Origin of the sequence: Peptoniphilus indolicus ATCC 29427, from assembly GCF_000227315.1 — a bacterium.
GTDB classification, from domain to species: domain Bacteria; phylum Bacillota; class Clostridia; order Tissierellales; family Peptoniphilaceae; genus Peptoniphilus; species Peptoniphilus indolicus.
Genome location: NZ_JH165061.1, coordinates 928,820 through 941,159 on the forward strand (window position 1 = coordinate 928,820; position 12,340 = coordinate 941,159).

Sequence of the window (12,340 nt, forward strand, 5' to 3'; positions counted from 1 at the left end):
ATGAACCAAAATGACGAAATATAATTGACATGTTCCTAAATGGAGCATATAATGAAATTACACAGTACTGTAGTAATAAATAAGGAGATAACTTTATGTCATTATGGGATGTACTTATTGATGCAGGTTTGATGGGATTATTACTATTAGTAGGACAATTTTTAAGAGCAAAAGTAAAATTGTTTCAAAATCTATTGATGCCGGCATCGTTAATAGGAGGATTTATAGGCTTAATTTTAGGACCCGGAGTACTAAATATTTTACCTTTTTCTGATCAGTTAAGTGGTTATGCAGGAATACTTATAGCGGTTGTATTTGCATGTACTCCTATAGGTGATGAACCTATGAGTAAAGAAGATATTAAAGGTGTAGGAGGCTTTTTTTATCAAAATACAGGTATATTGATACTACAATATGCAGCAGGTATGACATTGGCATTGGGAGTATTAAATAAAATTTGGCCAAATTTAAATGATGGTTTTGGTCTATTGATGGCAACGGGATTCTATGGTGGGCATGGTACTGCGGCAGCAGTTGGTGCAGTTTACAAAGACTACGGTTGGCCAGAGTTTTTTGACCTTGGAAATGCTTCGGCTACAGTGGGATTAGTAGGCGGTATAGTTATAGGAATGGCATTGATAAATTGGGGAACTCGTAAGGGCTATACAATTTATGTAAGTTCACCTAAAGAATTACCGGAAGAAATAAGAACGGGTTTAATACCTAAAGATAAACAAAAGAGTGCAGGGAAAATAACAGTATCTAATATGTCTTTAGATCCATTAGTATTTCACTTGGCTATAGCACTATTTGTTACCTTTTTAGGGAAATGGTTTTCTGGTTTTGTAAAAGGATATGTTAGTTGGTTATCAATACCGGTTTTTGTGTCTGCTTTAATTTTTGGATATCTTGCTCAATTTGTTTTGAAAAAAACAGGAGCTGTGGAATATGTTGACAGAGGGACTATGCAAAGGATAAGTAGTTCGGCTACTGATTTATTGGTATTGTCAGCTGTAGCATCTTTGAAGTTAGATGTAATAGCAGCTAATTTCGGACCACTTTTAATAAGCTTTATATTTGGATTAGTTTTAAACATAGTATGGTTTTTATATGTTAGTAAATATACTTCAAGTAGAGCTTGGTTTGAGAGAGGTATTATGAATTACGGAAGGTCTAACGGTGTTATAGCTACAGGAGTATTGTTAAATAGAGTTGTAGACCCGGATCAAAAATCAAGAGGGCTTGAAGATACGGGAATAACGGACTTGTTAAATAGACCTATAGCTATTGCACTGCAGGTATTACCACCACTATTTATTGTTTTAGGTGGGAAATGGCCTCAATACACTACATTAGCAATGTGGGCGGCATTTATAGTTTTGACAGTTTCAGCACTTATTTTTAAATGGTGGACTCCTGGCAAAATGCAAGGAAATCAAAAGAAGTAGTGAGGGAATAAAAAATGAATTATGATATTATGCACTTTGAAGCTTTGGGAAAAGAAGCTGAACATTTAGAAAATATAACAAATGAACTTATAGAAAATGGGAAGCTACCTAAAAATTTTAATTTTTTAATTACTCCTTTGACTATACAAGAATATTTTAAAGATAAAGAAGTAAAAATGCCTGATATAATAACTACAAAAACTCATTCTAAACTTCCAAAAAGATACGTATCAGAAGGAAATAAGAAGAGTGTTATAACTAGAAGTGCCGGATATGACCACTTTGAACATTTACAAAATGAAATAAATTTAACAAGTTTAAGAGAGTATTGTGTGGATGCGGTAGCTCAGACTGCAATTAAGTTTGTGTACTGTGTTTGCGGAAATTTAAATGAATATACTTTAAATACAAGTATATTTGAGAGAAAAAATAGTTCTTCTTTTATGGAATTAAATTTAAATCGAGTAGCAACTGTATATTGGGTAGGGAAAATTGGCAAAAAGATTTATGAAAATTTGAGTTATAATGGACTATCTGTACAGGCTGTAGACATCAGAAGTGAAGAATTGAAATTACTTGAAGAATATAAAGGTTTTAATTTTGTAACTCCGGAAGAAGCAATATTAAATAGCGACATAATTGTAAATGTGATGAATCTTACTAAAGATAGAGGAAGTAGATTTTATAATGAAAATTATTTTAGTGAGGAGTATTTACTAAAAGCTAAAAAACCATTGTATTTTGTAAATGTTACAAGAGGAGAAATAGCTCCCGAATCCACTCTTTTAAAATTATATAAAGAGAAAAAAATAGTGGGGATAGGAGTAGATGTATTCAGCCATGAATCAGAATTGACAAGTTATTTGCAAAATAATGATTTTTCTAAATGTAGTAATGATGATATTATTGCAGCGGGAGAAATAATCAAAAATGGGATTGCCAAAGCTGAGAATTTTTATGTACAACCACATCAAGGCTTCAATTCTGATTTGGCAGCAAAAACAAAAGCCGTTGAAGCAATGAACCATGTAGTATATTGGCTAAATAATAAAGATAAAAAATTTAAGGAACAATTACCGTATTATAAATAAGTTATTAAATCTTAAATATAAACCATCGCTTCTTCTTATGTATGTATTTATAATAAAAATATTTAAGATTTAGTATTTCCCGTGGATTAATTTCCACGGGTTTTTTGATTTGTATATAATCTTATAAAATAAAAAACGATTGTTCGATTGCGTTTACAAAAAACAATTGTTCGGGTATACTTAGGATAGGTGATGTAATGGAATTTAAAATTCATTCAGATTTTAAACCTATGGGAGACCAACCACAGGCTATTGATGGGTTAGTGGAAGGTTTAAACAACAATTTAAAGCATCAGACTTTACTTGGAGTAACTGGTTCGGGAAAGACTTTTACTATGGCTAATATAATTGAGAGGGTACAAAGACCAACTCTTGTAATAGCTCACAACAAGACTTTGGCTTACCAACTTGCAAGTGAATTCAAGGAATTTTTTCCTGAAAATGCTGTAGAATATTTTGTAAGTTACTATGATTATTATCAACCTGAGGCTTATGTGCCTCAAAGTGATACTTTTATTGAAAAAGATTCTTCTATAAATGATGAAATTGATAAATTAAGGCACTCTGCAACTATGAGTTTGTTTGAGAGAAGAGATGTCATTATAGTTGCTTCTGTTTCTTGCATATATGGTTTGGGGGACCCTATAGATTATGAAAATCTGGTAGTGTCTTTAAGACCCGGTATGCTTAAGGACAGAAATGAAATAATGAAAAAATTGGTGGATATTCAATATGTTAGAAATGATGTCAATTTTGTAAGAGGTACATTTAGAGTTAGAGGAGATGTTTTAGAAATATTTCCTGCTTTTTCTTCTGAAAATAGTATAAGGGTTGAGTTTTTCGGGGATGAGATTGATAGGATAACTGAAATGAATGCTCTTACGGGAGAAGTTATAGGATATAGAAAACATATTGCAATATATCCGGCTTCTCACTTTGCAACATCTGAGGAAAAGGTGAAGCGAGCAATTGTAACTATTGAAGAAGAACTTGAGGAAAGGCTTCAAGTTTTAAAGGATCAGGAAAAGCTTTTGGAAGCGCAGAGAATAGAACAGAGAACGAGATATGATTTAGAGATGTTGTCTGAGATGGGTTTTTGCTCGGGAATAGAAAACTATTCAAGACATCTTTCTCAAAGACCGGCTGGCTCTAGGCCATATACTTTGATTGACTATTTTCCTAAGGATTTTTTGACTATAATAGATGAATCCCATGCAACTTTGCCACAGATAAGAGGTATGTTTAATGGGGACAGAGCGAGAAAACAAACTCTTGTAGATTATGGATTCAGATTACCATCGGCACTTGATAATAGACCACTACATTTTAGTGAGTTTGAAGAGCTGATGAATCAAACAATATATGTTTCTGCAACGCCTGGTCCTTATGAGCAGGAGCATGAACAGAATAAAGTTGAACAGATTATAAGACCGACAGGACTGTTGGATCCTGAAATTGAAGTCAGACCAACTAAGAATCAAATTGATGATTTGATTGGAGAGATAAACGACAGAATAGATGCAGGGGAAAGAATTCTCGTGACTACTCTTACTAAAAAGATGGCTGAGGATTTGAGTCGACATCTAAAAGAAATAGGAATGAAAGTAACTTATATGCACTCGGATATAGACACAATCGAGAGAATGGAAATTATAAGGGATTTGAGGCTTGGTGTATATGATGTACTTGTGGGTATAAACTTGTTGCGCGAAGGCTTGGATATACCAGAAGTTTCTTTGGTAATTATTTTGGATGCGGATAAGGAAGGGTTTCTTAGAAGTGAAACTTCTCTTATTCAAACTTCAGGTCGTGCTGCTAGAAATGTCAAAGGTAAGGTAATAATGTATGCTGACACTATTACTAGGTCTATGAAAACAACGCTCGATGAAACTAATCGTCGTAGGGAAATTCAAGACAAGTTTAACAAGGAGCATGGCATAATACCTAAGTCTGTATCAAAGAGTGTAAGGGAAGTAATAGAAGCTACAATAGCTGCAGAAAGTGAAGTCAAGTATGAAGCTGTAGAAAGTTTTTCTAATGAGGAAATACAGGCTATGATAGATGCACTAAAGACCGAAATGTACAAGGCAGCTGAGTCTCTTGATTTTGAAAAGGCAGCAGAAATAAGGGATAAGATTAAAGAATTAAAAGATACAATGGAGAAGATAAAAGATAATTGAGGTGAACATGAGTAGTTCAAATATAGTTATCAAAGGAGCGAGACAACACAATTTAAAAAATGTTGATTTAGAAATTCCGCGAAATAAATTTGTGGTATTTACAGGGCTTTCCGGTTCGGGTAAGTCCTCTCTTGCGTTTGATACAATTTATGCCGAAGGGCAAAGAAGATATGTCGAGAGTTTGTCGAGCTATGCAAGGCAATTTTTGGGGCAAATGGATAAACCTGAAGTGGACTATATAGAGGGAATGAGTCCGTCCATATCTATAGACCAAAAGACCACTAGCAAAAATCCGCGTTCAACTGTGGGAACTGTCACAGAAATTTATGACTACTTAAGACTTTTATATGCGAGGGTTGGACATCCTTTCTGTCCTAAATGTGGCAAGGAGATAACATCCTTTTCAATTGACCAGATGGTTGATAAAGTTTTAGAGCTTGAAGAGAGAACTAAAATACAAATACTATCTCCGGTAATAAGCAGAAGAAAGGGCACGCATAAGCGGAATTTAGATAAATTAAAAAAAGATGGTTTTATTAGAGTTGTGATAGATGGAGAAATGCACGACTTGGATGAAGATATAGAACTTGATAAAAATAAAGTACACGATATTGATGTAGTAATTGACAGATTAATTATAAGAGAGGGAATAGAGTCAAGACTTGCAGAGTCTATGGAGCAAGCTCTATCTCTTTCAGATGGTTTGGTCTATGTGGATATTATAGATGGAGAAAAATTAATATTTTCTTCAAAATTAGCTTGTCCTGAATGTGATATAGTTATTGAAGAGATAACTCCTAGGTCTTTTTCATTTAACACACCAATAGGTGCTTGTGAAGTGTGTAATGGTCTTGGGTTTTCAAAAGAAGTTGATGAAGAGTTAGTTTTGCCTAATAAAGATTTGTCAATAAATCAAGGAGCAATAGCTTGTTATTCAACAGTAGATGGAACTTATTACAATCAGATGATAAAAGCTCTTGCCGAAGCTCACAAATTTAGCTTAGATGAACCCATTAAAAATGCTCCTGAGGAATTTATAGATGAGTTGATGAACGGTTCTGATAGAAAGCTAAAGTTTAAATTCAATTCTCATTTTTCAGGAGATAAACTCTATGTTGGAGAGTTTGAGGGAATTAAAAAGAATTTAAAACGTCGATATATGGAGACTAGTTCAGACGCTCAACTTGGAAGAATAGAAGAGTTTATGAGCGATACACCATGTCCAAAATGTCATGGAGCAAGGCTTAAAGAGTCTTCACTTGCTGTAAAAGTTGGCGGTTTAAATATATTTGAGTTAACAGAACTTTCAATTTCTAATGCAGTTAAATTTTTTAAAGATTTAAAGTTATCTGAAAAAGAAAATATGATAGCAGCTGAAATTTTAAAGGAAATAAATGCAAGACTTGGATTTTTAGAGACTGTTGGGTTAGAATATTTATCACTTTCAAGAATGAGCGGGACTCTTTCTGGTGGAGAATCTCAAAGAATAAGATTGGCGACGCAAATAGGTTCAAAACTTGTTGGTGTTATATATGTCTTAGATGAACCAAGCATTGGTTTACATCAGAGAGATAATGAAAAATTATTAGGAGCACTTCGTGAACTCACAGATGTTGGAAACACTCTAATAGTTGTAGAACATGACGAAGACACTATGAGAATGGCAGACCAGATAGTTGATATAGGGCCTTGCGCCGGAAGGCTTGGTGGGCACATAGTTGCGCAGGGAACACCTGAAGAAGTTATGGCTTGTGAAGAGTCAATTACTGGAGCTTATTTATCTGGACGTAAGAAAATAGAGGTTCCTAAAGAGAGAAGAGAGTACACTGGAAAAGAAATTGAGATAATTGGAGCAGCTGAAAACAATTTAAAGAATATAAATGTGAAAATACCTTTGGGACAATTTGTAGCTATTACAGGAGTGTCCGGAAGTGGAAAGAGTTCACTTATAAATGAAATATTGTTTAAATCTTTAGCTAGCAAGGTCAATCGTTCAAGAATAAAACCTGGAAAGCATAAAGAAATAAAAGGGCTTGAAAATATAGACAAGGTTGTAGATATAGACCAAAGTCCAATAGGAAGAACTCCGCGTTCTAATCCGGTAACTTATACTGGAACTTTTGATATAATAAGAGATATATTTGCAGAAACTACCGAATCTAAAATGAGAGGATATAAAAAAGGAAGATTTTCATTTAACGTTAAAGGTGGTAGATGTGAAGCTTGTAAAGGTGACGGAATAATAAAAGTGGAAATGCACTTCTTACCAGATGTATATGTTCCTTGTGAAGTTTGTAAAGGAAAGAGATATAATCGTGAAACATTGCAAGTAAAATACAAGGGAAAAGATATTTCTGAAGTTCTTGATATGACAGTTGAAGAAGCTATAGATTTCTTTGAAGTACATCCAAGAATCAAGAGAAGACTTGAAACCTTAAGAGATGTTGGGCTTTCTTATATCAAGCTTGGACAACCATCTACTCAACTATCAGGTGGAGAGGCACAGAGAATAAAACTTGCCACTGAACTTTCAAAAGTTGCAACGGGAAGCACTATGTATATACTTGACGAGCCGACAACTGGTCTACATTCAGAGGATGTTAGAAAATTGATTGGGGTTCTAAATGAGTTGGTGGACAGAGGAAATACCGTTGTTGTAATTGAACATAATTTAGATGTGATAAAAACTGCAGATCACATCATCGATTTAGGACCTGAAGGTGGAGATGGCGGAGGAGAAATAATCGCCGAGGGCAGACCTGAAGAAGTTGCAAAAAATCCTAAATCATATACAGGAAAATTTTTAAAACCATTATTATAGAGGGGAAAATGATGAATAAAATTTTAAAAAGGGTTATTTTTAGTTTTGTACTTTGCATTTGTATTTTAAACAGTACTGGAGTTTACGCTAAGTACGTAAGACAAAATACTTTTATGGACAAATCTGGCTACAGAAAAATTGAAGAGATAAAGAGATTTCAATCACTGTCTAATTTGCCAGTAACAGGCAAGTTAGATGCCATGACTAATAAGGTGCTTTACAATCAAAATATGGTGGTTCAAGATGTGATTTTAACGCCACCAACTAATGGAGATTGGATAACAGTAAACACAACTACAAGAGTTTTGACTTATTACCATGGAAAATCTCCTATTTATAAATTTCCTGTGACAGTTGGAGCTTCAGATACTCCAACACCTTCTGCAAAGGCAAAGATTGCAAATATGCATAAAAATCCAGCTTGGGGAGGAATGGGCGGAAAGTATTCTCCAGCTCTACCGGATGACCCCAAAAATCCACTTGGAGAAAGATGGATGGGGCTTAGCATACCTGGTGCAAGTGGATATGGAATACATGGAAATATAAAGCCACATCAATTGGGACAATATGCATCAAACGGATGTATAAGAATGTTTAATTATGACATTGAACAATTTGTATTTCCAAGGGCAACTGTGGGAATGCCAGTTTGGATAGGAACAGCTCAAGAATTAAAGACTTGGGGAGTGGAACAACTTGTATATGAAGCAGCCGATCCAAGTGCAGTAGTTGAACCTAAAGCTCAGCCAAAACAAGATAAGCCTGTAGAAACTGAATATAGAGCGGAAGAATTATTAGTATTTTAATTAGGGTGGCATTGCCACCTTTTTTAATTGTAGATAATTGGGTAAAATTGAATAAGATATAGGAGGTACGTAATGGAAAATTTAAGAAAAAATCCAATTTTTAATTGGTTCTATGAGATAAATCAAATACCAAGAGGCTCAGGAAATGAGGAAGCTATCTCTGAGTTTTTAGTGAATTTTGCTAAAGAGAGAAATTTAGCGGTGAGAAAAGATGAAGCAAACAACGTAATAATAGAAAAACCGGCAACAGAAGGTTATGAAAACTCGAAAAGTGTCATAATACAAGGGCACATGGATATGGTTTGTGTTAAAGAAGATGGCAGTGCTCATGATTTTGAAAAAGATCCGATAGATATGTATATAGACGGAGACTATTTAAAAGCAAGAGGCACAACTTTGGGTGGAGATGATGGAATAGCAGTTGCGTATGCATTAGCAATATTGGATTCTAAAAATTTAGTTCATCCTAAATTAACCGTGCTCATAACCACAGAAGAAGAAACTACTATGGTAGGCGCAATGTCTATAAAAGAAGGAGAAATAGAAGGTGATTATCTATTTAATATAGATTCTGAAGAAGAAAGTATTTTCTTGGTTAGTAGCGCCGGTGGAGCAGAAATTGTAGTAGACTTTGAAAATGAATGGGAAGAAAAGACTACAAAAGCGCTTAAAGTAAGAGTGAGTGGACTTGAAGGCGGACACTCAGGAATGGAAATTGATAAAGATAAGGCCAATGCAAATGTATTGTCTGCAAGAATTTTGAGTAGCTTAAGAAATGAAATGAGAGTAAGACTGGCAACTGTAAAGGGCGGAACAAAACACAATGCGATTGCAAATTCAAATGAGGTTGTGTTGGAAGTTGAAGATATTGAAAGAGCTAAAGAAAGAATAAAATCTTTAGAAGCAGCATTTGCTCACGAATATAAGAATACAGACCCAAATTTAAAAGTAGACATAGAAGAAATTGAAATTAATAGAGTTTTAAGTGAAAAAGTATCAGACAATTTTATAAATTTCGTAGCGTCAATTCCAAATGGAGTGTTTGCATATTCTAAAAATATAAGTGGATTAGTTGAATCTTCATTAAACAATGCGGTAATTGTGCAAGATGAAGAAAAGATAGAATATACTATTTCTGTTCGTTCATCATCTGATTCTAAATTAGAATTTTTGATAGATAAACTTAGAGTAATTGCAAATATGACTGGAGCTAAATTTGCTATAGAAAATGAATATCCAGGTTGGGAATATGAACCTGAAAGCAAATTAAAAGACGTGGCGGAAGAAACTTGGAATAGTATGTATTCACCTAAAGCAACTTTTGAGGCTGTTCATGCAGGTCTTGAGTGTGGGATTTTAAAGAAAATACTTCCTAATACAGAGATGATTTCATTTGGTCCTAATATGTTTGATGTACACTCTCCTAAAGAGAGAATTAGTATCTCTTCAGCTGAAAGAGTATATGATTTCACTCTAAAACTGTTGGAGAATTTAAAATGAATCATGAATATTTAAATGAACTCTCTTCATTATTTTATTCAAGAGTAAAACCTACAGAAAGGCCTAAAGAATATGTAAAGATCAATGAAAAATTACTATCTGAATTGGATTTAAATTTAGATGAAATAGATTATGATAGTGATGAAATTATAGCTATGGCATATAGTGGACATCAATTTGGATATTTTACAAGGCTTGGAGATGGAAGAGCAGCACTTCTTGGAGATATTGATGGATTGGAATTACATTTAAAGGGAAGTGGAAAGACTCCATATTCAAGAGGTGGAGATGGAAAAGCTACTTTGGGCTCTATGGTCAGAGAGTATTTAATTTCAGAGTCAATGTATAATTTAAATGTTCCTACTACTAGAAATTTATTTGTGGCGAAAACAGGAAATGCAGTTATAAGAAATAAAGTTGAAGATGGGGCTGTCAGTTTAAGAATTGCCAAAACTCATGTGAGATTTGGAACATTTGGATATGCAAGTGAGATGGGTAAAGAATCTGTTAAAGAGCTTTTAAATTATGTATCAAATAAATTGTATGACGGGGTAAGCCCATTTGATTTACTCAAAAGAATTTCAGAGCAAGGCGCAAAATTGATGGCAAAGTGGATGTCGGTTGGATTTATACATGGAGTTATGAATACTGACAATATGTCTTTGGCAGTAGAAACAATTGACTATGGGCCGTGTGCTTTTATGGACATATACAATCCAGAAACTGTCTTCAGTTCTATAGATACAATTGGCAGATATAAATATTCCAATCAACCCAAAATATATCAATGGAATCTTGCAAGATTTGCAGAATACATTTTAGATGTATTGTTGGAAGAAGTTACAAAAGAAGAAATTGAAGAAGTGATTTCGAATTTTTCAAAATTGTATGAAGAAGCTTTTGAAAGAGAGTTCTTTAATAAATTGGGGATAGAGAAACCTGAAGAAAATGATCATGAATTGATTTATGAATTATTAAATATAATGTATATGAATAAAATGGATTTCACAAATACATTCTACAAATTGACGATTGGAGAGTATCCGGAAGAGCTTGAAGGGTTTGTAAAAAATGGGAGCCTAAGTGCACATCAAGAGAATTGATGGAAAATTCAAACCCTGTTGTAATTCCAAGAAATGAGATAGTAGAAAAAGTAATTAAATCAGCTGAAAGTGGAAATTATAAACCTTTTGAAGAAGCCATAAGAGTTTTTAGTGACCCTTATAACTATAAAATTGAAATTGATGAAAAGTATAAAACACCGATGCAAGAAAAAGATATTATAAAATATAAAACTTATTGTGGAACTTAAAAAAGCAGTTTTTATAGCTAAAGCATAACCACTTGTTAAACACGCGGTTATGCTTTAATGATAGGGTTAGAAATCTATTATTTGGTTTAGCGTTTATTCTAGAAATCACCAATTTAATAAAGTTAAAGTTTTTTTGTCTGCATCCAGTGCCACATTAGATCCAATGGGAATTGTATACATAGGGTGAGTGTGGCAACAGTCAAATTCGGCTAGAATTGGAATGTTTAAATTTCCAATGACTTCTTTTAGAACTTCATAGGGTTTCCTGCCTGTTCCTAGGTCATTAAAAAGTTCATGCTTGCCCAAAATTAAACCGCCAATTTTATCAAAAATTCCACTGCATTTTAATAATGAAAAGCTACGCTCTATTGTAGCTATATCTTTTAACGAATCTTCAATCATCAATATGTCTCCATTTTTGATGACAGGCATATATTCTGTATTCCAAATACCTTCCATTGTATTTAAATTTCCACCTATAAGTCTTCCGGTTACTTTACCGCTATTAACTGTAATTAATTCATTATCAATTCCACTTTTGCATCTAGTTTGTTCTTCCCATGGGATATATTCTTCGGTCCATTCGTTAGGCGTTTGCAGTTCTAATGGAAGATTGTTTGATTTAATTAAAACATTTTCAAAGTATTCATACGTTTTGTCAACAAAAGGTGGATATTCACCAAAAGAAGCAACCATAGCGGGACCATAGTAAGTTGGGATATTTGTTTTAGCATATATTGCAAATAATATTGCAGTAACATCAGAATATCCTATAATAATTTTGGGATGGCTTTTAAAATATTCATAATCTATATAAGGTAAAATGGAGTTTGAGTTGTTTCCTCCTATTGTGGAAATGATACATTTAATTTTGGGATCATAGATGAGATTATTTAGTTCATTGGCTCTTTCAACTATACTTCCTGAACGATAAAAGTCACTTTTCCCGGTTAAATTTCCTTCTTTAATAATAAAACCTTTGTCTTCTATAAAATTTTTTGCTCTTTCATAACGTTTTTTAGCAAAAACTGTAGCCGGTGATGAAGGTGAAAAAATTCCTATAGTATCTCCTTTTTTTAGTTTTAACATAGTAATTCCCCCTATAAATTAAAAAAGCTGTAATTTAGATAAAGTGTATTAATTAATATTAAATTTTATAGAATTATAACACTTATTAAATCT

At 33.5% G+C, this 12,340-nt stretch carries 9 protein-coding genes; 8 read left to right on the plus strand and 1 reads right to left on the minus strand.

Translation table 11 applies throughout. From position 1 onward, the window contains the following. Positions 1–95 precede the first annotated feature (95 nt). From HMPREF9129_RS04225 to HMPREF9129_RS10595, 8 genes are all read left to right on the plus strand, one after another. Positions 96–1,448 carry a sodium/glutamate symporter gene (locus HMPREF9129_RS04225; protein WP_004820693.1) on the plus strand — a complete coding sequence of 451 codons (1,353 nt, stop codon included), beginning with the start codon at positions 96–98 and terminating at the stop codon, positions 1,446–1,448. A gap of 14 nt (positions 1,449–1,462) precedes the next feature. Next, the gene (locus tag HMPREF9129_RS04230; RefSeq protein WP_004820696.1) at positions 1,463–2,539 is read left to right on the plus strand and encodes an NAD(P)-dependent oxidoreductase; all 1,077 of its coding nucleotides are present in this window, start codon (positions 1,463–1,465) and stop codon (positions 2,537–2,539) included. 197 nt (positions 2,540–2,736) lie between these two features. Then, complete coding sequence (uvrB, locus tag HMPREF9129_RS04235) at positions 2,737–4,719, plus strand: excinuclease ABC subunit UvrB (RefSeq protein ID WP_004820698.1); 1,983 nt, start codon at positions 2,737–2,739, stop codon at positions 4,717–4,719. Between the two features lie 7 nt (positions 4,720–4,726). Further along, entirely contained in the window at positions 4,727–7,540 is a 2,814-nt protein-coding gene (gene uvrA, locus HMPREF9129_RS04240; RefSeq protein WP_004820700.1) for an excinuclease ABC subunit UvrA, read from the plus strand. Positions 7,541–7,548: 8 nt separating this feature from the next. Then, positions 7,549–8,346, plus strand: coding sequence for a L,D-transpeptidase (locus HMPREF9129_RS10590; protein WP_004820702.1), 798 nt, complete (start codon positions 7,549–7,551; stop codon positions 8,344–8,346). Positions 8,347–8,418: 72 nt separating this feature from the next. Then, positions 8,419–9,846, plus strand: coding sequence for an aminoacyl-histidine dipeptidase (locus HMPREF9129_RS04250; protein ID WP_004820703.1), 1,428 nt, complete (start codon positions 8,419–8,421; stop codon positions 9,844–9,846). After that, positions 9,843–10,949 (plus strand): protein adenylyltransferase SelO family protein, encoded by a 1,107-nt coding sequence (locus HMPREF9129_RS04255; RefSeq protein WP_004820705.1) that lies wholly within the window; start codon positions 9,843–9,845, stop codon positions 10,947–10,949. Before HMPREF9129_RS04250 ends, HMPREF9129_RS04255 begins: the two co-directional genes overlap by 4 nt. After that, positions 10,949–11,158: a hypothetical protein gene (locus tag HMPREF9129_RS10595; protein WP_004820706.1), complete on the plus strand. Its 210-nt coding sequence runs from the start codon at positions 10,949–10,951 to the stop codon at positions 11,156–11,158. Before HMPREF9129_RS04255 ends, HMPREF9129_RS10595 begins: the two co-directional genes overlap by 1 nt. Positions 11,159–11,263: 105 nt before the next feature. Here HMPREF9129_RS10595 and HMPREF9129_RS04260 read toward each other — a convergent pair whose 3' ends face one another. Next, positions 11,264–12,247 carry a S66 family peptidase gene (locus HMPREF9129_RS04260; RefSeq protein ID WP_004820710.1) on the minus strand — a complete coding sequence of 328 codons (984 nt, stop codon included), beginning with the start codon at positions 12,245–12,247 and terminating at the stop codon, positions 11,264–11,266. Positions 12,248–12,340 lie beyond the last annotated feature (93 nt).